Here is a 26,526-nt window from a genome sequence, read left to right as displayed (position 1 = left end):
CATGAATCTGTCGCGCATCTTCATCGCCCGGCCGGTCGCGACGACGCTCCTCGCGATCGGCATCGCGCTCGCGGGCATGTTCGCGTTCGTGCGGCTGCCCGTGGCGCCGCTGCCGCAGGTCGATTTTCCGACGATCTCCGTGCAGGCGACGCTGCCCGGCGCGAGCCCGGAGACGGTCGCGACAAGCGTGGCGAGCCCGCTGGAGCGGCATCTCGGCACCATCGCCGACGTGAGCGAGATGACGTCGATGAGTTCGGTGGGCTCGACGCGCATCACGCTGCAATTCGGCCTCAATCGCGATATCGACGGCGCCGCGCGCGACGTGCAGGCCGCGATCAACGCCGCGCGCGCCGATCTGCCGACCTCGCTGCGCCAGAACCCGACGTATCACAAGGTCAACCCCGCCGACGCACCGATTCTGGTGCTCGCGCTCTCGTCGCCCACGCGCACGGCGGGCTCGCTTTACGATTCCGCCGCGACCGTGCTGCAGCAGACGCTTTCGACCGTGCCGGGCGTCGGCGAAGTCGACGTGAGCGGCTCGGCGAATCCGGCGGTGCGCGTCGAGCTGGAGCCGGGCGCCCTCTTTCACTACGGCATCGGGCTGGAGGACGTGCGCGCCGCGCTCGCATCGGCGAACGCGAACAGTCCGAAGGGCGCGATCGAGTTCAAGGGCAACCGCGTTCAGCTCTACACCAACGATCAGGCGAGCAAGGCTTCGCAATACAGGGATCTCGTCGTCGCGTACCGCAACGGCTCGGCGGTGAAGCTCTCGGATGTGGGTGAAGTGGTCGATTCGGTCGAAGACCTGCGCAACCTCGGCCTCATCAACAACAAGCGCGCGGTGCTCGTCATTCTGTATCGCCAGCCGGGCGCGAACATCATCGAGACCATCGACCGGGTGAAGTCGATGCTGCCGCAACTTCAGGCGGCGCTGCCCGCCGACGTGCAGATCACGCCGACCGCCGACCGCTCCGTGACGATCCGCTCGTCGCTGCACGATACCGAGCTGACGCTCGTGATCGCGGTGGCGCTGGTCGTGATGGTCGTATTCCTGTTTCTGCGCAACTGGCGCGCGACACTGATACCGAGCGTCGCCGTGCCGATTTCGATCATCGGCACCTTCGCCGCGATGTATCTGCTCGGCTTTTCGCTCGACAACCTGTCGCTGATGGCGCTGACCATCGCGACGGGCTTCGTCGTCGACGACGCCATCGTCGTGCTCGAGAACATCACGCGGCATGTGGAGAAAGGCGTGCCGCGCATGCAGGCCGCGATTTTGGGCGCGCGAGAAGTCGGCTTCACGGTGCTGTCGATCAGCGTGTCGCTCGTCGCGGTGTTCCTGCCTATTCTGCTGATGGGCGGCATCGTCGGGCGGCTGTTCCGCGAGTTCGCGCTGACGCTCTCGCTCGCGATCGCGGTGTCGCTCGTCGTGTCGCTGACCGTCACGCCGATGATGTGCTCGCGCCTCCTCCAGGAACCGCACGACCGCAAGGAAGAGGGCCGCGTCGCACGCTGGCTCGAGCGCCAGTTCGACCGCATGCAGCGCGCCTACGCGCGCACGCTGGGCTGGGCGCTCGCGCATCCGCGCACGATTCTGCTGATTCTGCTCGCGACCATCGGGCTGAACATCTATCTGTACGTCATCGTGCCGAAGGGATTTTTCCCGCAGCAGGACACGGGGCGCATCATCGGCGGCATTCAGGCGGACCAGAGCACGTCGTTCCAGGCAATGAAGATCAAGTTCGCGGAGATGATGAAGATCGTCGAGGCGGATCCGGCCGTGGATAGCGTCGCGGGCTTCACCGGCGGCCGTTCGACCAATTCGGGCTTCATGTTCATTTCGCTTAAACCCAAGAGCGAGCGCAAGGTGTCCGCCGATCAGGTGATCAACCGGTTGCGACGTCCGCTCGCGGACGTCGCGGGCGCGCGCACATTCCTGCAGGCGGTGCAGGACATCCGTGTGGGCGGACGGCAGTCGAATGCGCAATATCAGTTCACGCTGTTGTCCGACACGACATCCGATCTCTACAAATGGGGGCCGCTGCTTACCGACGCGCTGCAAAAGCGGCCCGAGCTCACCGACGTCAATTCCGACCAGCAACAAGGCGGCCTCGAAGCGATGGTCACGTTCGACCGCTCGACCGCCGCGCGCCTCGGCATCAAGCCCGCGCAGATCGACAACACACTCTACGACGCGTTCGGCCAGCGCCAGGTCTCGACCATCTACAACCCGCTGTCGCAGTATCACGTGGTGATGGAACTCGCGCCGAAATACTGGCAGAACCCGGAGACGCTCAAGCAGATCTACATCAGCACGTCGGGCGGCACGGCGAGCGGCTCGGCATCGACACAATCGACCACGACGTCCGGGGCGACGTCGACCGCGTCCACTTCTGCGACCGGATCGACCGGCGCGGGCGGGTCATCGACGAGCACGAGCGACACCACGGCCGCCCTCGCGCTTGCCGCGGTGAAGAACTCCGCCACCAACGCGATCGCGGCGACGGGCAAGAACGGTTCGTCGTCGGGCGCGGCGGTATCGACGTCGAAGGAAACCATGGTCCCGCTTTCGGCCATCGCGAAGTTCGGGCCGGGCAATACGCCGCTTTCGGTGAATCACCAGAGCCAGTTCGTCGCCTCGACGATTTCGTTCAACCTGCCGCCGGGCAAATCCCTGTCCGACGCGACCGCGGCCATCTACGAAACCATGGCCGAGATCGGCGTGCCGCAGACCATCCACGGCAGCTTTCAGGGCACGGCGCAGGCGTTTCAGCAATCGCTCAACGACCAGCCGCTCCTGATTCTCGCGGCGCTGGCGGCGGTGTATATCGTGCTCGGCATCCTGTACGAAAGCTACATCCATCCGATCACGATTCTTTCGACGCTGCCGTCCGCGGGCATTGGCGCGCTGCTCGCGCTGCTTTTGTTCAAGACGGAGTTCAGCATCATCGCGTTGATCGCGGTGATATTGCTTATCGGCATCGTGAAGAAGAACGCGATCATGATGGTCGATTTCGCGATCGAGGCGACGCGGCACGGCGCGCAGACGCCGCAGGACGCGATTCGCGAAGCGTGTCTGTTGCGGTTCCGCCCGATCATGATGACGACCGCGGCCGCCCTGCTCGGCGCGCTGCCGCTCGCGTTCGGCACCGGCGAAGGCTCGGAGATGCGCGCGCCGCTCGGTATTGCGATCGTCGGCGGGTTGATCGTGAGCCAGATGCTCACGCTCTATACGACGCCGGTCGTGTATCTCTATATGGACCGATTCCGCATTCGTGGGGAGGAGCGGCGTGCGCGCCGACAGCGGCGTGCACGGCCGGCGAGCGCGGCGGAGTGAATGGAGTGAATGGCGTTCTTGGCTTTCGCCCCGGCCTTTCGTACCCCGCCCACGCCAGCCGAAAATGCTGCAAACGCAAATGCATCCCACAGCGCGCCACGCAAAAATCGCCTACTTTGTCGGGTAAAGGCTCACTGCGACCACAGCGAAGGAGCGTCCCGCATGAAACCGCTAAAGGTTTTGCTGATCGGCGCACACGGTCGCACGGGCCGACTGATCGCGCAGCGGCTGCATGACGAAGCCATACCGTTTCGCGCCATGCTGCGCAAATCCGCCCACAGGAGCGAGTTCGCGGCGATGGGCGCCGAAATCGTCCTCGGCGATCTCACCAACGACTTCTCCCACGCCTTCGACGACATCACGCACGTGATCTACGCGGCCGGATCGGCGGAAACGGAAAGCGTGCACGAGCAACGCGCGATCGACCGCGACGCCGTCATGCACGCCGCCGACTACGCAAAGCGCCGGCGCGTGCAGCAGATCGTCGTCATTAGCGCGCTGTCGGCGTTTTATCCCGAGCGCAGCGGATTTGCGCTGCGCCACTATTCGCGGATGAAGCGCGAAGCCGACCAATACGTCGCGCACCGCGGCGTGCCTTACGCGATTCTTCGGCCCGGGCCGCTATCGGATGAACCGGCGCACGGCGCGATCGCGCTTGCCGGCGAACTCACGAAGCACAAGCCCGAGGTGTCGCGCGCCGACGTCGCGCGCGTCGCGCTGCAATGCGTGACATCCGGCATCAACAACCGGATGATCGCGTTCGTCGGCGGCGACGAGCCGATCGACATCGTGCTGGATTCGCTCCGGCTCGAATCCGCGCACACCTTCCGTCACGCCGCGCCGACGAGCCTGTAGCCGACGCCCGTTTCCGTCACGATATGCTCGGGCTGCGCCGGATCGCGCTCGAGCTTCTGGCGCAGATGCGCCATGTAGATGCGCAAGTAATGCGGGCTTTCGACATGCGACGGCCCCCACACTTCCACCAGCAATTGCCGATGCGTCAACACGCGCCCCGCGTGCCGCACGAGCGTCGATAGCAGGCGATATTCGATCGGCGTCAGATGCACGTTCTCGCCGTTCTTCACGACGCGGCGCAGCGCCAGATCGACGCTCACGTCGCCGAACGCGACCACCGGCGTCTCGCTCGCCTGCGCCTGATTACGCCGCCGCAAATGCGCGCGAATCCGCGCCATCAGTTCGGAGACGCCGAAGGGCTTCGTGAGGTAGTCGTCGGCGCCGGCATCGAGCGCGGCCACTTTCTCTTCTTCCTGCGTGCGCGCCGACAGCACGATGATCGGCAACCCCGTCCAGCCGCGCAACTCGCGGATCACGTCGATGCCATCGGTATCGGGCAAACCGAGATCGACGATCACGAGATCGGGCTTGCGCGTCGCGGCTTCGACGAGGCCCTTCTGCCCCGTTTCCGCCTCATGGACCGTCATGCCCTGCGCTTCGAGCGACACGCGCACGAAGCGGCGAATCTGCTTTTCGTCCTCGATCAGGACGACGGTGAAGGACGGCTCGCTCATGGTTCTATTGGTGTTGATGGTGACGAACCGCCCTCGCGCTTCACGTCAGGGCAGAAGGATCGTCGAGCCGGTCGTCTTGCGCGCTTCGAGCTCTTCATGTGCGCGAGCCGCATCGGACAAGGGATAACGCTGGCGCACGTTCGTCTTCACCTTGCCCGAGGAGACGACGTCGAACAACTCCGCCGCCATCGCATCGAGATCGCTGCGTTTGGCGATGTAGCTGAAGAGCGTCGGCCGCGTGAAGTAGAGCGAGCCGCGTCCTGCGAGCTCCGACGAATCGATCGGCGGCAGCGGCCCCGACGAATTGCCGAAGCTCACGAAAAGGCCGAGCGGCGCGAGGCAATCGAGCGACGCGATGTACGTGTCCTTGCCGATCGAATCGTAGACCACCGGCACGCCCGCGCCGTTGGTGATCTCGCGCACGCGCTGCGTGAAGTTCTCGCGCGTGTAGACGATCGGGTAATCGCAGCCGTGCGCCTTCGCGAGCTCGGCTTTCTCGTCGGAACCGACAGTGCCGATAACCGTCGCGCCCAGCGCCTTCGCCCACTGGCACGCAAGCATGCCGACGCCGCCCGCCGCCGCGTGGATCAGCACGGTATCGCCGGCCTTCACGCGATACGTCCGCCGCAGAAGATATTGCGCGGTCAGGCCTTGCAGCATGATCGACGCGGCGTCCTCATAACTGATCGAATCGGGCAGCCTGACGACGTAATCCGCCGACATCACGCGCTCTTGCGCATACGCGCCCGGCGGACGCGACGCGTACGCCACGCGATCGCCCGGCTTGAATTGCGTGACGCCCTCGCCCACCGCCGTCACCTCGCCGGCGGCCTCCATGCCGAGGCCGCCGGGCAGCGGCATCGGATAAAGACCGGTGCGGAAGTACACGTCGATGAAATTCAGGCCCACCGCATGATGCTTCACGCGGATCTCGCCCTTGCCCGGCGCGCCCACGTCCACGTCGACCCATTTCATGACTTCCGGGCCGCCTGCCTTGTCGAATCGGATTGCCTTGGTCATCGCTTGTTCTCCATCGGTTCGTCAAGCCCGCGCAAAGCGCTGGCGCAAGTCGTCGAGAATCATGCGCGCCGTCGCGATGTTGGTCGCGCACGGCACGTTGTGCACGTCACAGGCGCGCACGAGCGCGTTGATGTCCGGCTCGTGCGGCTGCGGTGTCATCGGATCGCGCAGGAAAATCACGAGGTCGACGCGGCCCTCGGCCAGTTCCGCCCCGATCTGCAGGTCGCCGCCGTGGGGGCCGGAGAGCTTGCGCTCGACCTCCAGCCCGTGCGCCGCCGCGATGCGTCCGCCAGTCGTGCCCGTCGCAACGAGATCGCATTGCGCAAGCGTGTCGACGAACTCGCCCGCGAGCGTGACGATGTCGTCCTTCTTCATGTCGTGCGCGATCAGCGCGACGCGTGTGGTCATATGCGTGATCCTCGATCAGTACGTGCCGGGGTAAGCGCCGCCGTCGATCAGCAGGTTCTGACCGGTGATGTAGCCCGCGTGCACGCTGCATAGAAACGCGCACGCCTTGCCGAATTCTTCCGACGTGCCGAAGCGTCCCGCAGGCAGACTCTGCGCTCGACGCGCGCGCATCTCCTCGATCGGGATGTTCTGCGCCTTCGCCTGCGCTTCCATCGTCACGGCGATGCGGTCGGTGTCGAAGGTGCCGGGCAACAGATTGTTGATCGTGACGCCGGTCGATGCGACCTTGCGTGCAACGCCCGCGACGAAGCCCGTGAGCCCGGAACGCGCGCCGTTGGACAGGCCGAGCACGTCGATCGGCGCCTTCACCGACGAACTCGTGATATTCACGATGCGACCGAAGCCGCGCTCGATCATGCCGTCGATGGTCGCCTTGATCAGCTCGATCGGCGTCAGCATGTTGCCTTCCAGCGCCTTGATCCACATGTCGTGCGTGAAGGTGCGGAAGTCGCCCGGCGGCGGGCCGCCCGCGTTGTTGACCAGAATGTCCGGCGCGGGGCACGCGGCGAGCGCGGCGGCGTGGCCTTCGGGCGTCGTGATGTCGCCCGCGACCGTCGTCACGGTGACGCCGTACTGCGCGCGGATGTGCGCGGCCGTCGCTTCCAGCGTTTGCGCCGTGCGCGCGGTGATGACCAGATTCACGCCCTCGGCGGCGAGCGCCTCGGCACAGCCTCGTCCGAGGCCCTTGCTCGCCGCGCACACCAGCGCGGTGCGGCCCGCGATTCCCATGTCCATCGTCCATCCTCCGTCTTCGTTGTAGAGTTGCCTCGCACGCGCGTCGCGGCGCATGCGAGGGTGCCATGTCTCTCGCGCATTCTAGAAGAATCGGGGCGGCAACGTCGGCGGTCCCTCGGCACCACGCGATTCTTCTTAGGTGCGGGCGGCCTTTTGGGTAAACTGTCGCCACTGTCCGCTCCCCGAGCGTCGAAGGCAGAACATCACACGAGCAGGACGCGCAGCGCGCGCGAGACCCATGAAACAAGACAGCCGCTTCCCCAATCTCTTCATCCTCGATCACCCGTTGATCCAGCACAAGCTCACTCACATGCGCGACAAGGACACGTCGACGCGCACGTTCCGCGAGCTGCTGCGGGAAATCACGCTGCTGATGGGCTACGAAATCACGCGCAACCTGCCGCTCACGACCAAGCGCGTGGAAACGCCGCTCGTCGAGGTCGACGCGCCGGTGATCGCCGGCAAGAAGCTCGCGATCGTGCCGGTGCTGCGCGCGGGCATCGGCATGTCGGACGGTCTGCTGGATCTGGTGCCGTCGGCGCGCGTCGGGCATATCGGCGTGTATCGGGCCGAGGATCATCGCCCGGTCGAGTATCTCGTGCGGCTCCCGCCCGATCTCGAGGAGCGCGTCTTTATTCTCTGCGATCCGATGGTCGCGACCGGCTACTCGGCGGTGCACGCCGTCGACGTGATGAAGCGCCGCAAGGTGCAGAGCGAGAACATCGTGTTCGTCGCGCTGGTGGCGGCGCCGGAAGGCGTCAAGGTATTCCAGGACGCGCATCCGGAAGTAAAGCTCTACGTTGCGTCCCTCGATTCGCATCTGAACGAGCATGCGTATATCGTCCCGGGGCTCGGCGACGCGGGAGACCGCCTGTTCGGCACGAAGAACTGAGCGCCCGCAACATTTTCGCGATTCCTGTTCATCCCGCCGCGCCGTCCGCGCGGCGGTTTTGCGTTTACTGCCGCCTTTTCGAGTTTTCGCCGCGATTCGCCGGAATTTCACGCCGTTTGCATCACTTTTCCTGTGTCTGTCCGCGCGCAGCGGTTCTGAGAGCGGGCGCCGCCATGCTAAAATTTCGGTCTGTTCCTATCCGGGTTCCGCCAGATTCGGCGATCCGCGAGCGGACTCGCGACCGGCGCACAAGCGCGGCGCGGACAGACACATTCGGCATCACAAAGCACGACAGCACACTAGGCGCACGGCTAGACGCCCGCGCGCGATGGAGAAAGGTAATGGCGGGTCATTCGAAATGGGCCAACATCAAGCATAAGAAAGCCGCGGCCGACGCGAAGAAGGGCAAGGTCTGGACGCGCCTCATCAAGGAAATCCAGGTCGCCGCGCGCATGGGCGGCGGCGAGGTCGATTCGAACCCGCGCCTGCGTCTCGCCGTCGACAAGGCCTACGACGCCAACATGCCGAAGGACAACATCAACCGCGCGATCCAGCGCGGCGTAGGCGGCGTCGATGGCGCGAACTACGAAGAAATCCGTTACGAAGGCTACGGCATCGGCGGCGCGGCGATCATCGTCGACACGATGACGGACAACCGCACGCGCACCGTCGCGGAAGTGCGCCACGCATTTTCGAAGTTCGGCGGCAACATGGGCACGGACGGCTCCGTGTCGTTCATGTTCGATCACGTCGGCCAGTTCCTTTTCGCACCCGGCACGCCGGAAGACAAGCTGATGGATGCAGCGCTCGAAGCCGGCGCGGACGACGTGGTAACGAATGAGGACGGCAGCATCGAGGTGATCTGCCCGCCGAACGACTTTCAGAAGGTGAAAGACGCGCTCGAAGCCGCGGGCTTCAAGGCAGAACTCGCCGAAGTGACGATGAAACCGCAGACGGAAGTCGAATTCAGCGGCGACGACGCAGTGAAGATGCAAAAACTGCTCGACGCGCTCGAAAATCTAGACGACGTGCAGGAAGTCTATACAAACGCGGCGATCAACGAAGACTGAACTTCGTATCGCACGGGGCGTGGCGCAAACGAAAGCGCCCCGCCCTCGCATGGAACATCTTTCGCTTCGGCTCGCATGCCGGAGCAGCGCCGCGTGATCTTTGCGGCGCGGCATCGCCACTGGAAGGCGCGTGACGCAGCCGATGTCAGCGCGAGCCGCCTTCGCGACGCTTTGACGGTCGTCATGCGCGCAAGCCAGGGGCCGTGCGCCCGCCGCTTTTTCTCAAGCCGCTTTTTGTCAGGATTTCGGGGATTCAAATGAAGTTACTCGTCGTCGGTTCCGGCGGCCGCGAACATGCGCTGGCCTGGAAGCTCGCGCAATCGCCGCGCGTGCAGATCGTCTATGTCGCGCCGGGCAACGGCGGCACCGCGCAGGACGAGCGTCTGCGCAACGTCGACATCACGGACCCGGCGGAACTCGCCGATTTCGTCGAGAAAGAGCATGTAGCATTCACGCTCGTCGGGCCGGAGCAGCCGCTTGCCGCGGGCATCGTCAATGTGTTCCGTTCGCGCGGCCTGAAAATCTTCGGACCGAGCAAGGAAGCCGCGCAGCTCGAAAGCTCGAAGGACTTCGCCAAGGCGTTCATGAAGCGCCACAACATCCCGACGGCCGAATACGAAACCTTCTCCGACGCCGCCGCCGCGCACGCGTACATCGACGCGAAGGGCGCGCCGATCGTCGTCAAGGCGGACGGACTGGCCGCCGGCAAGGGCGTCGTCGTGGCGATGACGCCGGAAGAAGCGCACGCCGCCGTCGATTCGATGCTCGCCGACAACAAGCTCGGCGATGCGGGCGCACGCGTCGTAATCGAGGAGTTTCTCACGGGCGAGGAAGCGAGCTTCATCGTAATGGTGGACGGCAAGCACGTACTCGCGCTCGCGTCCAGTCAGGACCACAAGCGCCTGCTCGACGGCGACAAGGGCCCGAACACGGGCGGCATGGGTGCGTACTCGCCCGCGCCGATCGTCACGCCGCAATTGCACGCGCGGGTGATGCGCGAAATCATCCAGCCGACGGTGCGCGGCATGGAAAACGAAGGCATCCGCTTCACGGGCTTCCTGTACGCCGGTCTCATGATCGACGCGAACGGCAATCCGAAAACGCTCGAATTCAATTGCCGCATGGGCGATCCGGAGACGCAGCCGATCATGGCGCGCCTGAAGGGTGACTTCTCGAAGGTCGTGGAAATGGCCATCGACGGCAAGCTCGACAGCGTCGATCTCGACTGGGACCGCCGCACGGCGCTCGGCGTCGTCCTCGCGGCGCACAACTATCCGGAGACGCCGCGCAAGGGCGACCGTATCAGCGGGATTCCGGCGGAAACCGACAGTTCCGTCACTTTCCATGCCGGCACGACGCTCACTGACGGCAAACTCACGACCTCGGGCGGACGCGTGCTGTGCGTCGTCGGTCTGGCGGATTCCGTGCGCGGCGCGCAATCCGTGGTCTACGATACAGTCAACCAGATCTCGTTCGACGGCATGCAGTACCGCCGGGATATCGGTTATCGGGCGGTGAACCGCAAGCAGTCGGCGGACAAGCCCGGCGACAAGCACTGACACGTAACCGCGCGGCTTTTGCCGCACGAATCAACGCGCTGCCGGACCTCGTGTCCGGCAGCGTGCTTTTGAGAGTTTTGAGGCGAAGGGTTTACCCCCGCCCATTCATGGCCGCCCGCAGGGCGCACGCAGCAATCGATGAGTGAACCGAACCGCAGCGCGGAACAACGTAAAGAACACGACGCAGCCCACGATATCGGGGCCGTCCGCGATTATCTGACGGGCCTGCAGACGCGCATCGCCGATGCCCTCGGCGCCTTCGACGGCACCGCCTTCGCCACCGATGCCTGGACGCGCGAGCCCGGCGCGCATCTGCGCGGGGGCGGCGTCACGCGCATCCTGGAAGGCGGCGGCTTTTTCGAGCGCGGCGGCATCGGCTTTTCGGACGTGCAGGGCGACGCGCTGCCGCCCTCCGCGAGCGCGGCGCGTCCGCAGCTTGCGGGGCGCGGCTTCGAGGCGCTCGGCGTGTCGCTCGTGATGCATCCGCGCAATCCGCACTGCCCCACTGTGCACATGAATGTGCGCATGCTCACCGCGACGAAGGCAGGCGAAGCGCCGATCTTCTGGTTCGGCGGCGGCATGGATCTCACGCCGATATACGGCTACGAGGAAGACGCGCGGCATTTTCATCGGATCTGCCGCGACGCGCTCGATCCGTTCGGCGCGGACCTGTATCCGCGCTTCAAGACGTGGTGCGACGAGTACTTCTATCTGAAGCACCGCAACGAGCAGCGCGGCATCGGCGGGATTTTCTTCGACGATTTCTCGGAGCCCGGCTTCGAGCGCTCGTTCGCGATGATGCAAAGCGTCGGCGATGCGTTTCTCAATGCGTATCTGCCTGTCATCGAGCGCCGCCGCGACACGCCGTATTCCGAGCGCGAGCGCGAGTTCCAGGCGTACCGGCGCGGGCGCTACGTCGAATTCAATCTCGTGTTCGACCGCGGCACGCACTTCGGCCTGCAAAGCGGCGGACGCACCGAGTCGATTCTGATGTCGATGCCGCCCGTCGCGAACTGGCGCTACGACTGGAAACCCGAGCCCGGCACGCAAGAAGCGCGGCTGTACGAAGATTTTCTGGTGCGGCGGGAATGGCTGTGACCCGGACCGCACCGGCGCGCGCGTCTTGTGCCAAACGCGTCGGCATATTTGGCGGCACCTTCGATCCGATCCACAACGGGCATCTCGCGCTCGCGCGGCGCTTCGTCGAGTTGCTGCGACTGACCGAGCTCGTGCTGCTGCCCGCCGGCCAGCCGTGGCAGAAGGCGGGCGTATCGGCGCCGGAACATCGGCTGGCGATGACGCGCGCGGCGGCGGCATCGCTCGTGCTCGACGGCGTGCAAGTCATCGTCGCCACCGATGAAATCGACCGCCAGGGCGACACCTATACCGTCGACACGCTCGCCCGCTGGCGCGAGCGCGAAGGCGCGGATGCGTCGCTTTCGTTGCTGATGGGCGCGGATCAGCTCGTCAAGCTCGACTCGTGGCATCAATGGATGCGGCTCTTCGACTACGCGCATATCTGCGTGGAAACGCGCCCGGGATTCGATGTCTCGACGCTGCCGGCGGTGGTCGCCGCGCAAGTCGGACAGCGCGCCGCATCGCCCGAAACACTGCAAGCGAGCCCGCACGGGCACGTGCTCGTCGACGAGACGCTTCTACTCGACGTATCCGCCACGGCGATCCGCGAGGAAGCGCGCACGATGACAGACGAACACGGCGCCCGCGCACATGCACGCAATCAGGTCCCGCCCGCTGTATGGGACTATATTGTTCAACATCACCTGTACCAGACACGGTAACTATGGAACTTCAGAAGCTTCAACGCGCGATCATCGACGGTCTCGAAGACGTCAAGGCGCAAGACATCAAGGTGTTCAACACGACCCATCTGACGTCGCTGTTCGACCGCGTGGTCGTGGCGAGCGGCACGTCGAACCGGCAGACCAAGGCGCTCGCCAATAGCGTGCGCGAGAAGGTCAAGGAAGCCGGCGGCGACATCATCAGCACGGAAGGCGAAGAGATCGGCGAATGGGTGCTGGTCGATTGCGGCGACGCGGTCGTCCACATCCTGCAACCCGCGCTGCGCCAGTACTACAACCTCGAGGAAGTCTGGGGCGACAAGCCCGTGCGCGTGAAGCTTCAAACGCCGAACATGTTCGGCGGCGCGAACGTGACCGCCGACGAAGACGAGGACGAGGAAGACGCCGCACCCGCGGTCAAACGTCCCGCGCGCAAGACCACGCGCAAGCACTGAAGCCGCTTCATTCGATGAAGCTGGTCATCCTCGCCGTCGGACACAAGATGCCCGACTGGATCACGAATGGCTTCGACGAATACGCGAAGCGCATGCCGCCCGAACTGCGCATCGAGCTGAAGGAAATCAAGCCCGAACAGCGCTCGGCGGGACGCAATGCCGAAAGCGTGATGGCAGCCGAGAAGCAGCGCATCGAAGCCGCCTTGCCGAAGAACGCGCGCGTCGTCGCACTCGACGAACGCGGCCGCGACTGGACCACGATGCAACTCGCGAACGCCCTGCCCGGCTGGCAACAGGACGGGCGCGATGTCGCGTTCGTGATCGGCGGTGCGGACGGGCTCAATCCGGCAGTGAAAGCGCGCGCCGAACTGATGCTGCGCGTGTCGAGTCTCACGCTGCCGCATGGCATGGTGCGCGTGCTGCTCGCCGAACAGCTTTACCGCGCGTGGAGCATCACGCAGAATCATCCCTATCATCGCGCGTGAGGCTTTTTCGACGTTGGATCGAATGCCGTGCGCGCCATTCGAACCCGACTTCAAGATGCCGACTCATCGCTTCGTTTATCTCGCGTCTCAAAGCCCGCGCCGTCAGGAGCTGCTGCGTCAGCTCGGCGTGCAGTACGAACTCCTGCTTCCCCGTCCCGATGAAGACGCCGAAGCGCTCGAAACCGAGCTGCCAGGCGAGTCCGCCGATGCGTACGTCGTGCGCGTATGCGCGCTGAAGGCGCACGCGGCGCGCGCGCGGCTGCTTGCGGGCGGCCATGCAAGCGCGCCGGTGCTGGTCGCCGATACGACCGTGACCATCGACGGCCTGATCCTCGGCAAGCCGCGGCACGAAGAAGACGCGGTTGCGATGCTCGAACGCCTCGCGGGACGCGAGCACGAAGTGCTGACGGCGCTCGCCGTCGTCGATGCGGATGGCGCGCTTCTCGAACCTGCGCTCTCGCGCTCGACGGTGCGTTTCGCGCGTGCCGATCGTGCTGCGCTGCAGCGCTATGCGGCGTCCGGCGAGCCGCTCGGCAAGGCGGGCGCGTACGGCATACAGGGACGCGCGGCGGAGTTCATCGAGCGAATCGACGGGTCCTATTCGGGTATCATGGGTTTGCCCCTTTTCGAAACAGCAGCACTATTGCGCGTGGCGCGCGTCGCATTCTAAACAGGCCATGAACGAAGAAATCCTGATCAACGTCACACCGCAGGAATCCCGGGTCGCACTGGTTCAGCAAGGCGCCGTTCAGGAACTTCACGTCGAGCGCACGCTTTCGCGCGGACGCGTCGGCAATGTCTATCTCGGCCGTGTCGTGCGCGTGCTGCCGGGCATGCAGTCCGCGTTCATCGATATCGGTCTCGAGCGCGCCGCGTTTCTTCATGTCGCCGACATCTGGCATCCGCGCATCGCGGGCGAGCCGCATTCGTCGGCGCCGCATGTGCCGATCGAGAAGATCGTCTTCGAAGGGCAATCGCTGATGGTGCAGGTCGTGAAGGACCCGATCGGCACGAAGGGCGCGCGGCTGTCGACGCAGGTGAGCATTGCGGGACGCACGCTCGTGTATCTGCCGCAGGAGCCGCATATCGGCATCTCGCAGAAGATCGAGAGCGAGGCGGAGCGCGAGGCCGTGCGCGCGCGCCTCACGGCCGTGTTGCCCGCCGACGAGAAAGGCGGCTACATCGTGCGGACCATTGCCGAAGACGCGACGAGCGAAGAGCTCGCGGCCGATGTCGCGTACCTGCGCAAGACCTGGGCGACGATCGTCGCTCAAGCGCAGCGCGTGCCGCCCACGACGCTGCTCTATCAGGACCTGAACCTCGCGCAACGCGTATTGCGCGACTTCGTGAATGACGAGACCACGCGCATTCAGGTCGATTCGCGCGAAACATATCAGATGCTCGCCGACTTCGCGGCGGAGTTCACGCCGGCGGTGGCTTCGCGTCTGCATCACTACACCGGCGAGCGGCCGCTCTTCGATCTGTACAACATCGAAGCGGAGATCCAGCGCGCGCTGTCGCGGCGCGTCGATCTCAAGTCGGGCGGTTACCTGATGATCGACCAGACCGAGGCGATGACGACCATCGACGTCAATACGGGCGGCTACGTCGGCGCGCGCAACTTCGACGACACGATCTTCAAGACGAATCTCGAAGCGGCGCATACCATCGCGCGGCAACTGCGCCTCAGGAATCTCGGCGGGATCATCATCATCGACTTCATCGACATGGAGAATGTCGAGCACCGCGATCAGGTCCTGGGGGAACTCAAGAAGGCTTTGTCACGGGACCGCACGCGCGTGACGGTGAACGGGTTCTCGCAGCTCGGGCTCGTGGAGATGACGAGAAAGCGCACGCGTGAGTCACTGGCTCACGTATTGTGCGAACCGTGCCCGACGTGCGAGGGGAAAGGTCAGGTGAAGACGCCGCGCACCGTGTGCTACGACGTGCTGCGGGAAATCATGCGCGAGTCGCGGCAGTTCAATCCGCGTGAGTTCCGGGTGGTCGCGTCGCAGCAGGTCATCGATCTCTTTCTCGAAGAAGAGTCACAGCATCTGGCGATGCTGATGGACTTCATCGGGAAGCCGGTTTCATTGCAGGTGGAGAGCAATCTCAGTCAGGAGCAGTACGACATCGTGCTGATGTAGGTTCCGCGACAACCTCGCCCGAAGCGCATTCGAGCGAGGTCCGGAACCAGGACACAACGCAGCCTTCGCGCCTCACGCCGCCTGCTGCTGATACTGAATCCGATGCAGATGGGCATACAACCCATCCTTGCGCAACAGCTCGGCATGACTTCCCTGCTCCGCGATCTTCCCTGCTTCCATTACGAGAATGCGGTCCGCGCGCTCGATCGTCGACAACCGGTGCGCGATGACGAGCGTGGTGCGTCCTTTCATGAGCGTCTCGAGCGCCGACTGCACGTGGCGCTCCGATTCCGAATCCAGCGCTGAGGTCGCTTCGTCGAGAATCAGGATCGGCGCGTCTTTATAGATCGCCCGCGCGATCGCGAGACGCTGGCGCTGCCCGCCCGAGAGCCGCATGCCGTTACCGCCGACCAGCGTGTCGATCCCATCCGGCAGCGACGACACCACATCCGACAGATTCGCCGCGGCGAGCGCCGACATCACGCGCTCGCGATCCGGCGTCTGACCATACGCGACGTTCGCCGCGATCGTATCGTTGAAGAGCACGACGTCCTGGCTGACCATCGCAAGCTGACCGCGCAGATCGTGCAGGTTGTACTCGGTGATCGGCACGCCATCGACGAGCACCTGACCGGCGCGCGGATCGAAGAAGCGCGGCAGCAAATTCACGAGCGTCGTCTTGCCGCTGCCCGACGGACCCGCAAGCGCGACCATCTCGCCCGGCGCAACCTTGAACGACACGCGATCGAGCGTCGGCCGGTCGATGGAGCCGTAGCTGAACGTCACGTCGCGGAATTCGACCTCGCCGCGTGCGCGCGGAAGACGCCGCCCGCCGCCCTCGGGCTCGGCCGGTTCGTCGATCAGGCCGAAGATCAGCTCGGCCGCCGTCATGCCGCGCTGCAGGGGCTGGTTGATATCGATCAGATGCTTGAGCGGCGAGATCACGAGCAGCATCGACGTGACGAACGCGACGAAACCGCCGACCGTGGTTTGATCGTTCGCCGACTGCACGACCGCGATCGTGATGACGATCGCTAGCGCGATCGACGCGAGAAACTGCGTGAGCGGCTGTGCGAGCCCGCCCGATACCTGCATGCGCATCGCATAGCCGCGCAGGCGATGGCTCATCTCCGAGAAGCGGCCAATCTCATACGGCTCGCCGTTGTGCACCTTCACGACCTTGTAGCCGCCGACCGTCTCCTCGACGATATACGACAGTTCGTTGGTCAGCGTCTGATGCTCGCGGTTCAGGCGCCGCAGCCGGCGGTTGATCTTGCTGACGAGCCAGCCGATCGCGGGGAGGATCACCGCGACGATCAGCGTGAGGCGCCAGTTGAGGATGAACAGATAGCCGAGCAGGAAGACGACCGTGAGCGAATCGCGCACGAGGGTGACGACCACGCTCGACAGCACGCTCAGGATCTGATTGACCTCGAAGACGATCGCGTTGATGACCGTGCTCGCGGTCTCGCGCTGGAAGAAGCCGGCGCTCGTGTGGATCATGCGGTGGAACATTTCGAGCCGCAGTTGCAGCAGGATCTTGTTCGTCACGTAGGAAAGAAAATAGCCGGATGCGTATTGCGCCGCGCCGCGCACGAGCGCGAGGCCGATGACCGCGGCCGGCACGAGCCACTTCGCGTGATCGCTGCTCTTGGCGCCGAAGCCGTGGTCGAGCAAAGGCTTCAGCAGCATCGGGATGCCCGCCTCGGTCGCGGCGACGATGCCCATCGTCAACAGGCCGAGAAGAACCATGCCCATCAGCGGTCGGATGTACGGCCATAGGCGTTTCATGACCGCCGTGGGCGAGCTGCTTTCGCCCGCGCCGATGGTCTTGCGCAATGTCTGCTTCTCGCTCAAATCTTTCCTCGGTGTTCGGTTTGCATGAAAGTGCGCCAGTTTGATTCGCCGCGCGGGTCAGCATACGAGAATCCGCCATTCTAATCCTGTGAGGGACGCTATCGAAGAAACGCCTGTGCAGCCGATCCCGATGGAATCGAGCGCGATGCTCCCAGGTGCTGTCGCATGGGCGAACGCCACGATGAAAAGAATGAGGGGCGCGCCAGTTTAGAGAAACAAATCCGGCTGAAAACGATACGTTTTTGTCGTCATGGACCTTCCGCCAGCATCTCCTCCAGCGCCCGGCTCACCGCTTCGAGCGAAATGAGGCCCATGCATGCGGCATGATCGCCGCGCCAGGCGACACACGTCGTTTCATTGCGATCGCAGCGGCGCACCCACGAAACATGCCGCCGAAAAATGATCGGCTCGTCGCGGCACGGCATGTCGACGATGGAAACCGGCCTGAAGGGCGCGTCGCGCCAGAATTCGCCCGCGCCGTGGATCATCGCGTTGCCCGGACCGAAGAGCGTTACCGTCGGCACGCCCACCATTCGCCCCAGGTGCGCGACGCCCGTGTCGGGACAGACGACTGCGCGCGCGCGCCCAAACAGCCACCAGAGTTCGCCGAGCCCCATACGGCCCGCGAAGCTCGGATATCGTCCTTCAGGGTCGATTGCACGTACCAGGTCGGCTTCAGTCGGACCGCCGCTCCACACCGGCACGTAGCCGAGCGCCTCGATGAGCCCGGCGAGCGCGCGCCAGCGATCGTTCGGCCAGCGCTTGACAGACGTGCTCGCGCCCGGATGCAGCACCACGTAGGGTCGCGCGAGCAACGCGGCGTCCGCCTGCGTGAGCGGCGCGCTCGCCGGCGCCGGCCAGTCGCTCGGGCGATAAGGCGCTGGCGGCGGCCCGTCGATTAGCGTCGCGGCGATGTCGGCCCATGCAGCGGGTTCCGGCGGATAGGGATGCAACTCGTCGAGCGGCCAGTTCTTCCACGCGGGCGTGTCGCCGCCGTGGCCTATGATCCACCGGCACTTCGCGGCGATGGCGAGCCACGCGTGACGATTGTCGCCGACTACGATGCCGAGATCGTACGGGCCGGACTTCAGCACGGCCGAGACGCTAGCGGCATCACGCGGATCGAAGGGCAGCGCCTCCGCGCCATAGGGACGTCCCGCGTAGAGCGGCATGATCGCCTTCGGACACGTGAGCACGATGCGCGCGTGCGGATATTGCATGCGCAGCTTCGCGACGAGCGGCGTCAGCAGCAAGGTATCGCCGAGCAGCAAGTGATGCGCGATCAGAATGCTCGACACGTCGGTCGGCCTCTGGCGGAACGCCTTGAACGCAAGCTTGGGTATCGCTCGGGCAATGATGCGTATGCGCCCGGAGAGTCGGCTCATAGAATCAAAACAGGATTGCTCGGGGTGCTGTCCACCGGCGAAGCAGGCGCAAAACACGCTTCTGCTGCAGATGGGATTCGTCAGGCCGCATGTTTCATGGACACCGATGCGGCTCGCGAAGAAAACCCGGTGCTCGATGGCCGACGTGACGGGCAACCAGACCCGCCTCGATCGAACTTTTGCTGGGCGCTCCCGTCAGGCACACTATCGGCCTCATCGACGATGAAACGAAAAGAGGCCCGCGGCCTCTTTACACTCGGTTCGGGCGAGACGGAATGCCTCGCATAACGCCACGCCCGACCGCTATTCAATAATTATACCAACTCGCACCCCCGGTCCACGCTCCATGTCACGCCCCACGCTCGGCATCGCCATCATCACCCACAACGCCGCCGCGCGGCTCGCACAATGCCTTCAGGCGGTCTCCTTCGCCGACGAAATCGTCGTCATCGACGGCGGGAGCACCGACGCGACCGTGGGCATCGCCGAGGCGCTTCGCGCGCGCGTGATCGAGGCGCGCGACTGGCCGGGCTTCGGCCCGCAGAAAAACCGCGCGCTCGACGCGCTCTCGACAGACTGGGTGCTCTCGATCGACGCCGACGAAATCGTGTCGCCGGAACTGGCGGCGTCCATCCAGGCGGCGATCACCGATCCGCAGGCAGACGTCTACGCGGTCGATCGCCTGTCGAGCTTTTGCGGCGTGTGGGTGAAGCACAGCGGCTGGTATCCCGACTGGATTCCGCGGCTCTTCCGGCGCGGCACGGCGCGCTTTTCGCCCGATCTCGTGCATGAGCGCCTCGTGCTGTCGACGGGCAAGCCGGTCGCCCGCCTCTCCGGCAAGCTGATGCACTACTCCTACGAGGATTTCGAAGCGGTGCTGCGCAAGCTGGATGCATACTCGACGGCGGGCGCGCAGCAACGTCATGCGGCCGGCAAACGTGGCGGCTTCGGCATCGCGCTCGCGCGCGGCGCGTGGGCGTTCGTGCGGACTTATGTGTTGCGGCGCGGCTTTCTGGACGGCAAGGCCGGCTTCATGATCGCGGTGTTCAACGCGCAGACGGTCTACTACCGGTTTCTGAAACTCGCGCACCTGAACCAGATGCGCTGAGCGTCTCAGCGCTTCGTGGCGATGTCGCGCGCAATGTCGATCAGCGCTCGCACGTGCGAATCGACACGGGTGTCGTAGCGCACCGCGTCATCCGGCACGCGCGCGGCGTCGCGCCGCGTTTCGATGGCATCGAGCACCGTGCGGCGCAGATCGCCGGCGTCGCCGGACTTGAAGACGTGCTTCGCGTGGTCCGCGATCGCATCGCAGCAGCCGATGCACGCCGGAAAGATCACCGGTGTGCCACACATGACCGATTCGATGCCGACGAGCCCGAACGGCTCGTAACTCGACGCGAGGATCGTGAAATCCGCTGCGCGATACGCATCCTCGATGTTCTTCGCATAACCGACGTAGCGCACGTTCGCCGCGGCCTTCTCCGGCGCGCGACCCGCGACGGCGATCACCACGTTCATGCCGGCGAGCGCCTTTTCGATCAGCGGCAAGCCCTTGCGTTCGTGACTGCTAGACGGAAAGAGCAGCACGGTCTCATCGGGTTTGAAACCGAAGCGTTCGCGCAGGCGTGCACGCGTAGCGGCATCGACCGGTGAGAATCGCGCGCCGTCGACGGGCGGATAAAGCACGCGGATTTTCCGGCTGTCGACACCGTATAGCGCGCGCAGTTCGTCGCTCATCATGTCCGAATGCGCGACGATCACCTCGGCCTGAGCGTACTGGCGGCGTTCCAGCGCGATCTGCCGCGTGTCCGAGCGCTTCTCGCGCCGCCCGGTCGCGCGCAAAAAGCCGATGTGCGTGCCGCCGCAAATGGCGATCTCGGAACCTTCCACGCGATTGCAACCGATGAGCACATCGACCTTCGCACGTTTGCGCGCGCGCTTCAGCGCCCACGAGAAGTAGGCGTCGCGCAGCTTGCCCGGCAGAAACGACACTTTGATTCGATGCGCCTCGATCAGCCGGCTTTCGGCCAGCGACATATCGATCTTGCGCGCGAAGAACGCGGGCTTGCGCTTGCCGTCGAAGCCCGCGGCGGCGAGACCGCGCACGAGATCCATCGCATAGCGCTCGAGACCGCCGGAATGCTTCAGCGCATTCGCCGATATGCCGATGCGCATCAGTAGACGATTTCGATCGCGCTGCCCGCGAATTCACCGCGCAACGCCGTGATGAGTTCGTCGGTCGGCTTGACCCGCCATGCGTCACCGAGGCGCACTTCGCCTTCAGCGTGCTCGCTGCGATAGACGATGCTTACGTTCAGGCCGTTAGGAATGGGCGCGCTTTGGCGCGAACGTCCGTTATCGCGAGCGGGCGGCGCGGCAACAGGCGCCGGCGTTTCAGCGCCCGCCGCATGCGCTTCGAGCACACGGCGCAGGCGCAACGCATCGGCGTTGCCGTTCATCTCGACCTTCACCGACTGCGCATAGCGGCTGCGCGCGCGCTCGAGATCCATCGCCGTATCGACGGTGAAGCGAATGCCGCCCGTGAAGGCGTCGTTGCGCGCCTGACCTTGCACGACGAGCAACTCGTCTTCCTTGAAGAGCGCCTTGTTCGCTTCGAACTGCTCGTTGAAGACGGTGACTTCGCACTGCCCGCTGCCATCGTCGAGATTGACGATCAGCATCTTGCCCCGCTGCGTCATCTGCGTGCGCATCGCCGAAATGACGCCCGCGACCAGCTTGTCGCGCCCTTCCTTCAACTCGCCGATTTTCTGGCGCACGAAGCGTCGCACTTCGCCTTTGTAGGCATCGAAGAGATGCCCCGACAGATAGAAGCCGAGCGCGGTCTTCTCTTCCTGCAAGCGCTTCTTGTCCGACCACTCGGGTTCGTCGACATATTCGTGTTTCGCGAGCGGCGCGTCGCCCATGTCGAAAAGGCCGGCCTGCATCGCGTTGGCGGCGGCCTGATCGGCGGCTTCCATCGCGAGCGGCACCGATGCGAGCAGCTGCGCACGATTCGCATGCACCGTGTCGAACGCGCCCGAGCGGATCAGCGCTTCCACCGTGCGACGATTCACGACACGACGGTCTATGCGCTCGCAGAAGTCGAACAGATCGACGAACGGGCCGTCCTCGCGCGCGCGCAGGATTTCCTCGATCGCGTTCTGACCGCTGCCCTTTACCGCGCCGAGACCATAGCGAATGGTTTTCGAGCGCTTGCCGTCGGCTTGCGCAACCGGCTCGAAGCGATACGCCGAGCGGTTGATGTCCGGCGGCAGCACCGCCATGCCGTTCGCGATGCAGTCCTCGAAGAGGATCTTCACCTTGTCGGTGTCGTCCATGGCGAGCGACATGTTGGCCGCCATGAATTCAGCCGGATGATGCGCCTTCAGCCACGCCGTGTGATACGCGAGCAACGCATAGGCGGCCGCGTGCGACTTGTTGAAGCCGTAGCCAGCGAACTTCTCCATCAAGTCGAAGGTCTCGTCCGCCTTCTCGCGCGTGAGGCCGTTCTTCGCCGCGCCTTCCGCGAAAATCTCGCGATGCTTCGCCATTTCCTCCGGCTTCTTCTTGCCCATCGCGCGACGCAGCAAGTCCGCGCCGCCGAGCGAGTAGCCGCCGATGATCTGCGCCATCTGCATCACCTGCTCCTGATAGACCATGATGCCGTAGGTCTCTTTCAGAACAGGCTCGACTCGCGGGTCCGGATATTCGACGATCTCCCGCCCGTGCTTGCGCGCGCAGAAGCTCGGGATCAGGTCCATCGGGCCCGGACGATACAACGCCACGAGCGCGATGATGTCCTCGAAGCGATCCGGCTGCGCGTCCTTCAGCATGCCTTGCATGCCGCGGCTTTCGAGCTGGAACACAGCGACGGTGTTTGCTTTCTTGAGGATCGAGAACGACGCCGGATCGTCGAGCGGCACCTGCGAGAGATTCCAGTCCTTTTTCGACGGATCGAGCCGGCGAATATAGCGCTCGGCCCAGTCGAGAATCGTGAGCGTGGTCAGGCCCAGAAAGTCGAACTTCACGAGGCCGACGGCTTCCACGTCGTCCTTGTCGTACTGGCTGACGACGCCGCCGTCCTCGCCTTGCGTATAGAGCGGACAGAAATCCGTGAGCTTGCCCGGCGCGATCAGCACGCCGCCCGCGTGCATGCCGACGTTACGCGTGAGCCCTTCCACGCGCTGCGCGAGTTCGAGCAGCTGATGCACTTCGTCTTCGCTGTCGAAGCGTTCCTGCAGAGTCGGCTCTTCCTTCAGCGCATCCGCGATGGTCACGTGCTTGCCTGGCTTGAACGGAATCAGCTTCGCGATGCCGTCCGTGAACATGTAGCCGAGATCGAGCACGCGGCCGATGTCGCGTACCGCGGCCTTCGCGGCCATCGTGCCGAAGGTCGCGATCTGCGAGACCGCATCTGCGCCGTACTTTCCCTTCACATACTGGATGACGCGGTCGCGCCCTTCCTGACAGAAGTCGATATCGAAGTCGGGCATCGACACGCGTTCCGGATTCAGGAAGCGCTCGAACAGCAGGTTGTAGCGCAGCGGATCGAGGTCCGTGATGCCGAGCGCATACGCGACCAGCGAGCCCGCGCCCGAACCGCGCCCCGGGCCGACCGGCACGCCATTGTTCTTCGCCCACATGATGAAGTCGGCGACGATCAGGAAGTAGCCCGGAAAGCCCATCTTGATGATCGTGCCGCACTCGAAGTCGAGGCGCGCGTAGTACGTTTCGCGCTGCGCTTCACGTTCGGCTTCATCCGGATAAAGCTGTTGCAGACGGACTTCGAGACCTTCCTTCGACAACTGCACGAGGTAGTCGTCGAGCGACATGCCATCGGGTGTCGGGAAAAGCGGCAGCTTCGGCTTGCCGAGTTCGAGCGTCAGATTGCAGCGCTTCGCGATCTCGACCGTGTTCGCGAGCGCCGACGGAATGTCGGCGAAGAGCGCACACATCTCGTCCTGCGTGCGGAAATACTGATCGTTCGTGAAGCGCTTCTGACGACGCGGATTGGCGAGAATGTCGCCTTCGGAAATGCACACGCGCGCTTCGTGCGCGGTGTAGTCGTCGGGCGTCATGAACTGCAGCGGATGCGTCGCGACCACGGGCAGCTTCAGCTTCGCGGCGAGCTTGACCGCTTCCTGAACGTAGGCCTGCTCACCCGGCAGACCCGCGCGTTGCAACTCGATGTAGAACGCGTTCGGAAAAAGTGCCGTCCAGCGCTCGGCGTTGCGTTGCGCGCCGGCTGCATTGCCTGCCGCGAGTGCCATGCCGATGTCGCCCGTCTGCGCGCCCGAGAGCGCGAGCAGTCCTTGGGCCAGGCCTTCTTCGAGCCATTCGACCATCACCTCGGCGCGGCCGCGATACTGGTTCGTCAGCCATGCGCGGCTCAACAGCTCGCACAGATTGAGATAGCCCTGCTTGTCGCGCACGAGGAGCAGCAGGCGCGAGGGCTTGTCGCGATCGGCGGGATTCGTGATCCAGACATCGCAACCCGCGATGGGCTTGACGCCATTACCGCGCGCTTCCTTGTAGAAGCGCACGAGGCCGAACGCGTTGCCGAGATCGGTCAGCGCAAGCGCGCCTTGCCCGTCTTTTGCGGCAGCCTTGACGACGTCGTCCAGCCGCACGATGCCGTCGGCGATCGAGAATTCGGAGTGGACGCGGAGATGAACGAAGCGGGGATCTGACATGGCGGTATTGTACATGCGGGATACACGCGAAAACGGGCGCGGCGAAGCGCGTTGGCCGAACGGATAAGGCCTGCGCGCACGCCCGACATTGCGCACGCGCAAGACCCGGCGACACGGCAGATCGAATCCCGGAGAGCCACGCGCCGTTTGCGGGATAATACGTGTTTTGCGCGCGTTTCATCCGCGCACTTTTTACCCGTTACAGCCGTTTGCGCGTCATCCGATCATGAGCATTCTGAATCTCTCCGCCTACAAATTCGTCACCATCGAGGACGGCCCCGCGTGGCGGCCGCTCGTCACCGAACGCTGCAACGCGCTCGGCCTGAAAGGCACGATTCTGCTGGCGCCGGAGGGCATCAATCTTTTCATTGCCGGTCCGATTGCCGAAGTCCGCGAATTCATCGACTACATTCGAACGGATGCCCTCTTCGGCGGCCGTTTCGCCGATCTGCAGTTCAAGGAAAGCCTCTCCGCGAAGCAGCCGTTTCGCCGCATGCTGGTGAAGCTCAAGCGCGAAATCATCACGATGAAAAAGCCCGCGATCAAGCCGGAACTCGGTCGCGCGCCTTCCGTCGACGCGCCCACGCTGAAAGCCTGGCTCGACCGCGGCCATGACGACGAAGGTCGTCCGGTCGTGATGCTCGACACGCGCAACGCATTCGAAGTGGACGTCGGCACGTTCGACGACGCGCTCGATTACCGCATCACGAAATTCAGCGAGTTTCCCGAGGTGATCGAGCAAAATCGTGCGGATCTGCAGGACAAGACCGTCGTGTCGTTCTGCACCGGCGGAATCCGCTGCGAAAAGGCCGCGATTCACATGAAGGAAGTCGGCATCGAGCACGTTTATCAGCTCGAAGGCGGCATTTTGAAGTACTTCGAGGAAGTGGGCGGCGCGCATTACACCGGCGAATGCTTCGTGTTCGATTACCGTACGGCGCTCGATCCGAACCTGCAGCCCACCGCGACCGCGCAGTGCTTCGGCTGTCGCGCGGTGGTGTCGGTCGAAGATCAGATGTCGCCGTTCTACAAGCCAGGCGAAACGTGCCCGGCTTGCCATCCCGACGCAAAGGTTAGCCGCGCGGCCTAGAGATCGACAAGAGCCCGATGACCTATCGCGGCCGCTTCGCGCCCTCGCCCACTGGACCGCTGCACGCGGGTTCTCTCGTCAGCGCGCTCGCGAGTTTTCTCGATGCCCGCGCGCACGGCGGGAGCTGGATCGTGCGCATCGAGGATGTCGATGCGCCGCGCACCGTGCCCGGGGCCGCCGATGAAATCCTCGCGACGCTCGCGCATTTCGGTATGCCTTCGGACGAACCGCCGGTCTGGCAAAGCGAGCGCGGCGATGCATATCAGGCCGCGTTCGAACGTCTTCAGGCGGCAGGCTTCATCTATCCCTGCGGCTGCACGCGACGCGAAATCGCGGATTCGCTGGTGCACGCGCACGCGCGCCATGCGACGCTCGCCTATCCGGGAACATGCCGCGGCGGCCTGCATGGCAAGCCCGCGCGCGCATGGCGGCTGCGCGTGCCGGATGGCGATGCGGCGGTCGTTACGTTCGTCGATCGCTGGCAAGGACCGCAAACGCAGAATCTCGCAACCGAGGTCGGCGATTTCGCGCTAAAGCGCGCGGACGGGCTGTGGGCATATCAACTGGCGGTCGTCGTCGATGACGCCGACGCCGGAATCACGCACATCGTGCGCGGCGCGGATCTGCTCGATTCGACCGCGCGGCAGATCTATCTCCAGCGCTGCCTCGGTGTGCCGACGCCGGCTTATCTGCATGTGGCCGTCGTCAACAACGACGTCGGCGAGAAACTGAGCAAGCAGACGGGCGCGGCGCCGCTCGATCGGCACGCGCCTCTCCAGGCGCTCGTCGCAGCGGCGCGGCATCTGGGCATCGATGTCTCGACCGATTCCCTCGACACGTTCTACAGCGCCGCGACGGCCGAATGGGCGAAGCGCTTCGCGCGCTAGATTCGTCGCCCGAAAGCAAAAAAGGCAGCCGCGCGGGCTAATGCCGTTCAGTTAAGGTCTTTTCTTAGATAACGAACGGTGTACCGTTTAGGGCGGGATTTGACGACCCGGTCGC

General features: G+C 64.5%; 22 protein-coding genes. 14 read left to right on the top strand and 8 right to left on the bottom strand.

What is annotated here, in order from left to right; translation table 11 throughout:
• The first annotated feature begins 1 nt into the window (after nucleotide 1).
• Both NCT32_RS04450 and NCT32_RS04445 read left to right on the top strand, forming a co-directional pair.
• Nucleotides 2-3,337: an efflux RND transporter permease subunit gene (locus NCT32_RS04450; protein WP_061119925.1), complete on the top strand. Its 3,336-nt coding sequence runs from the start codon at nucleotides 2-4 to the stop codon at nucleotides 3,335-3,337.
• A gap of 162 nt (nucleotides 3,338-3,499) precedes the next feature.
• Complete coding sequence (locus NCT32_RS04445; RefSeq protein WP_061119926.1) at nucleotides 3,500-4,192, top strand: SDR family oxidoreductase; 693 nt, start codon at nucleotides 3,500-3,502, stop codon at nucleotides 4,190-4,192.
• Here the strand turns inward: NCT32_RS04445 and kdpE are convergent.
• The 4 genes from kdpE to NCT32_RS04425 are packed head-to-tail and all read right to left on the bottom strand — an operon-like array spanning nucleotide 4,168 to nucleotide 7,089.
• Nucleotides 4,168-4,866, bottom strand: coding sequence for a two-component system response regulator KdpE (kdpE, locus tag NCT32_RS04440; protein WP_061119927.1), 699 nt, complete (start codon nucleotides 4,864-4,866; stop codon nucleotides 4,168-4,170). The genes NCT32_RS04445 and kdpE overlap by 25 nt on opposite strands.
• 45 nt (nucleotides 4,867-4,911) lie before the next feature.
• Nucleotides 4,912-5,886: a quinone oxidoreductase gene (locus NCT32_RS04435; protein WP_061119928.1), complete on the bottom strand. Its 975-nt coding sequence runs from the start codon at nucleotides 5,884-5,886 to the stop codon at nucleotides 4,912-4,914.
• A 21-nt stretch (nucleotides 5,887-5,907) separates the two neighbouring features.
• A complete protein-coding gene (locus NCT32_RS04430; protein WP_061119929.1) occupies nucleotides 5,908-6,294 on the bottom strand; it encodes a methylglyoxal synthase in 387 nt (128 codons plus the stop codon).
• Between the two features lie 15 nt (nucleotides 6,295-6,309).
• The gene (locus NCT32_RS04425) at nucleotides 6,310-7,089 is read right to left on the bottom strand and encodes an SDR family oxidoreductase (protein WP_061119949.1); all 780 of its coding nucleotides are present in this window, start codon (nucleotides 7,087-7,089) and stop codon (nucleotides 6,310-6,312) included.
• A gap of 238 nt (nucleotides 7,090-7,327) precedes the next feature.
• On the opposite strand from NCT32_RS04425, the gene upp reads away from it, so the two are divergent.
• From upp to rng, 9 genes are all read left to right on the top strand, one after another.
• Entirely contained in the window at nucleotides 7,328-7,981 is a 654-nt protein-coding gene (gene upp, locus NCT32_RS04420) for a uracil phosphoribosyltransferase (protein WP_061119930.1), read from the top strand.
• 341 nt (nucleotides 7,982-8,322) lie between these two features.
• Nucleotides 8,323-9,051 carry a YebC/PmpR family DNA-binding transcriptional regulator gene (locus NCT32_RS04415; protein WP_061119931.1) on the top strand — a complete coding sequence of 243 codons (729 nt, stop codon included), beginning with the start codon at nucleotides 8,323-8,325 and terminating at the stop codon, nucleotides 9,049-9,051.
• Between the two features lie 257 nt (nucleotides 9,052-9,308).
• Entirely contained in the window at nucleotides 9,309-10,610 is a 1,302-nt protein-coding gene (gene purD / locus NCT32_RS04410; protein WP_061119933.1) for a phosphoribosylamine--glycine ligase, read from the top strand.
• Nucleotides 10,611-10,748: 138 nt separating this feature from the next.
• A complete protein-coding gene (hemF, locus tag NCT32_RS04405; protein ID WP_061119934.1) occupies nucleotides 10,749-11,708 on the top strand; it encodes an oxygen-dependent coproporphyrinogen oxidase in 960 nt (319 codons plus the stop codon).
• Nucleotides 11,699-12,409: a nicotinate-nucleotide adenylyltransferase gene (locus NCT32_RS04400; RefSeq protein WP_061119935.1), complete on the top strand. Its 711-nt coding sequence runs from the start codon at nucleotides 11,699-11,701 to the stop codon at nucleotides 12,407-12,409. The genes hemF and NCT32_RS04400 overlap by 10 nt, the downstream gene beginning before the upstream one ends.
• A 2-nt stretch (nucleotides 12,410-12,411) precedes the next feature.
• The gene (gene rsfS / locus NCT32_RS04395; protein ID WP_061119936.1) at nucleotides 12,412-12,864 is read left to right on the top strand and encodes a ribosome silencing factor; all 453 of its coding nucleotides are present in this window, start codon (nucleotides 12,412-12,414) and stop codon (nucleotides 12,862-12,864) included.
• Nucleotides 12,865-12,878: 14 nt separating this feature from the next.
• Nucleotides 12,879-13,349, top strand: coding sequence for a 23S rRNA (pseudouridine(1915)-N(3))-methyltransferase RlmH (rlmH, locus tag NCT32_RS04390; RefSeq protein ID WP_250489929.1), 471 nt, complete (start codon nucleotides 12,879-12,881; stop codon nucleotides 13,347-13,349).
• 55 nt (nucleotides 13,350-13,404) lie between these two features.
• On the top strand, nucleotides 13,405-14,019 hold the full coding sequence (locus tag NCT32_RS04385; RefSeq protein ID WP_061119950.1) for a nucleoside triphosphate pyrophosphatase: 615 nt from the start codon (nucleotides 13,405-13,407) through the stop codon (nucleotides 14,017-14,019).
• 7 nt (nucleotides 14,020-14,026) lie between these two features.
• Nucleotides 14,027-15,496, top strand: coding sequence for a ribonuclease G (gene rng, locus NCT32_RS04380; RefSeq protein WP_061119938.1), 1,470 nt, complete (start codon nucleotides 14,027-14,029; stop codon nucleotides 15,494-15,496).
• A 72-nt stretch (nucleotides 15,497-15,568) separates the two neighbouring features.
• Here the strand turns inward: rng and msbA are convergent, their stop codons facing one another.
• Nucleotides 15,569-17,287 carry a lipid A export permease/ATP-binding protein MsbA gene (gene msbA, locus NCT32_RS04375; protein ID WP_409219258.1) on the bottom strand — a complete coding sequence of 573 codons (1,719 nt, stop codon included), beginning with the start codon at nucleotides 17,285-17,287 and terminating at the stop codon, nucleotides 15,569-15,571.
• 314 nt (nucleotides 17,288-17,601) lie between these two features.
• On the bottom strand, nucleotides 17,602-18,738 hold the full coding sequence (locus NCT32_RS04370; RefSeq protein WP_061119940.1) for a glycosyltransferase family 9 protein: 1,137 nt from the start codon (nucleotides 18,736-18,738) through the stop codon (nucleotides 17,602-17,604).
• A gap of 346 nt (nucleotides 18,739-19,084) precedes the next feature.
• On the opposite strand from NCT32_RS04370, the gene NCT32_RS04365 reads away from it, so the two are divergent.
• The gene (locus tag NCT32_RS04365; protein ID WP_061119941.1) at nucleotides 19,085-19,846 is read left to right on the top strand and encodes a glycosyltransferase family 2 protein; all 762 of its coding nucleotides are present in this window, start codon (nucleotides 19,085-19,087) and stop codon (nucleotides 19,844-19,846) included.
• Between the two features lie 5 nt (nucleotides 19,847-19,851).
• Here the strand turns inward: NCT32_RS04365 and NCT32_RS04360 are convergent, their stop codons facing one another.
• Both NCT32_RS04360 and dnaE read right to left on the bottom strand, forming a co-directional pair.
• Entirely contained in the window at nucleotides 19,852-20,916 is a 1,065-nt protein-coding gene (locus tag NCT32_RS04360) for a glycosyltransferase family 4 protein (RefSeq protein WP_061119942.1), read from the bottom strand.
• Complete coding sequence (gene dnaE / locus NCT32_RS04355; RefSeq protein ID WP_061119951.1) at nucleotides 20,916-24,449, bottom strand: DNA polymerase III subunit alpha; 3,534 nt, start codon at nucleotides 24,447-24,449, stop codon at nucleotides 20,916-20,918. Before dnaE ends, NCT32_RS04360 begins: the two co-directional genes overlap by 1 nt.
• Before the next feature lie 211 nt (nucleotides 24,450-24,660).
• Here dnaE and NCT32_RS04350 point away from each other — a divergent pair, with 211 nt between their 5' ends.
• Nucleotides 24,661-25,524 (top strand): sulfurtransferase, encoded by an 864-nt coding sequence (locus NCT32_RS04350; protein ID WP_061119952.1) that lies wholly within the window; start codon nucleotides 24,661-24,663, stop codon nucleotides 25,522-25,524.
• 17 nt (nucleotides 25,525-25,541) lie between these two features.
• The gene (gene gluQRS / locus NCT32_RS04345) at nucleotides 25,542-26,411 is read left to right on the top strand and encodes a tRNA glutamyl-Q(34) synthetase GluQRS (RefSeq protein ID WP_061119943.1); all 870 of its coding nucleotides are present in this window, start codon (nucleotides 25,542-25,544) and stop codon (nucleotides 26,409-26,411) included.
• Nucleotides 26,412-26,526 lie beyond the last annotated feature (115 nt).

Origin of the sequence: Caballeronia sp. INML2 (genome assembly GCF_023631365.1) — a bacterium.
Classification (GTDB): domain Bacteria; phylum Pseudomonadota; class Gammaproteobacteria; order Burkholderiales; family Burkholderiaceae; genus Caballeronia; species Caballeronia turbans.
This window is presented reverse-complemented; position numbering and strand designations above follow the sequence as displayed.

What these genes read in the sequence shown, in the direction of transcription:
- NCT32_RS04450 (WP_061119925.1), top strand. Translation starts at nt 2, where the DNA reads ATGAATCTGTCGCGCATCTTCATCGCCCGGCCGGTCGCGACGACGCTC.
- NCT32_RS04445 (WP_061119926.1), top strand. Translation starts at nt 3,500, where the DNA reads ATGAAACCGCTAAAGGTTTTGCTGATCGGCGCACACGGTCGCACGGGC.
- kdpE (WP_061119927.1), bottom strand. Translation starts at nt 4,866, where the DNA reads ATGAGCGAGCCGTCCTTCACCGTCGTCCTGATCGAGGACGAAAAGCAG.
- NCT32_RS04435 (WP_061119928.1), bottom strand. Translation starts at nt 5,886, where the DNA reads ATGACCAAGGCAATCCGATTCGACAAGGCAGGCGGCCCGGAAGTCATG.
- NCT32_RS04430 (WP_061119929.1), bottom strand. Translation starts at nt 6,294, where the DNA reads ATGACCACACGCGTCGCGCTGATCGCGCACGACATGAAGAAGGACGAC.
- NCT32_RS04425 (WP_061119949.1), bottom strand. Translation starts at nt 7,089, where the DNA reads ATGGACATGGGAATCGCGGGCCGCACCGCGCTGGTGTGCGCGGCGAGC.
- upp (WP_061119930.1), top strand. Translation starts at nt 7,328, where the DNA reads ATGAAACAAGACAGCCGCTTCCCCAATCTCTTCATCCTCGATCACCCG.
- NCT32_RS04415 (WP_061119931.1), top strand. Translation starts at nt 8,323, where the DNA reads ATGGCGGGTCATTCGAAATGGGCCAACATCAAGCATAAGAAAGCCGCG.
- purD (WP_061119933.1), top strand. Translation starts at nt 9,309, where the DNA reads ATGAAGTTACTCGTCGTCGGTTCCGGCGGCCGCGAACATGCGCTGGCC.
- hemF (WP_061119934.1), top strand. Translation starts at nt 10,749, where the DNA reads ATGAGTGAACCGAACCGCAGCGCGGAACAACGTAAAGAACACGACGCA.
- NCT32_RS04400 (WP_061119935.1), top strand. Translation starts at nt 11,699, where the DNA reads ATGGCTGTGACCCGGACCGCACCGGCGCGCGCGTCTTGTGCCAAACGC.
- rsfS (WP_061119936.1), top strand. Translation starts at nt 12,412, where the DNA reads ATGGAACTTCAGAAGCTTCAACGCGCGATCATCGACGGTCTCGAAGAC.
- rlmH (WP_250489929.1), top strand. Translation starts at nt 12,879, where the DNA reads ATGAAGCTGGTCATCCTCGCCGTCGGACACAAGATGCCCGACTGGATC.
- NCT32_RS04385 (WP_061119950.1), top strand. Translation starts at nt 13,405, where the DNA reads ATGCCGACTCATCGCTTCGTTTATCTCGCGTCTCAAAGCCCGCGCCGT.
- rng (WP_061119938.1), top strand. Translation starts at nt 14,027, where the DNA reads ATGAACGAAGAAATCCTGATCAACGTCACACCGCAGGAATCCCGGGTC.
- msbA (WP_409219258.1), bottom strand. Translation starts at nt 17,287, where the DNA reads ATGAAACGCCTATGGCCGTACATCCGACCGCTGATGGGCATGGTTCTT.
- NCT32_RS04370 (WP_061119940.1), bottom strand. Translation starts at nt 18,738, where the DNA reads ATGAGCCGACTCTCCGGGCGCATACGCATCATTGCCCGAGCGATACCC.
- NCT32_RS04365 (WP_061119941.1), top strand. Translation starts at nt 19,085, where the DNA reads ATGTCACGCCCCACGCTCGGCATCGCCATCATCACCCACAACGCCGCC.
- NCT32_RS04360 (WP_061119942.1), bottom strand. Translation starts at nt 20,916, where the DNA reads ATGCGCATCGGCATATCGGCGAATGCGCTGAAGCATTCCGGCGGTCTC.
- dnaE (WP_061119951.1), bottom strand. Translation starts at nt 24,449, where the DNA reads ATGTACAATACCGCCATGTCAGATCCCCGCTTCGTTCATCTCCGCGTC.
- NCT32_RS04350 (WP_061119952.1), top strand. Translation starts at nt 24,661, where the DNA reads ATGAGCATTCTGAATCTCTCCGCCTACAAATTCGTCACCATCGAGGAC.
- gluQRS (WP_061119943.1), top strand. Translation starts at nt 25,542, where the DNA reads ATGACCTATCGCGGCCGCTTCGCGCCCTCGCCCACTGGACCGCTGCAC.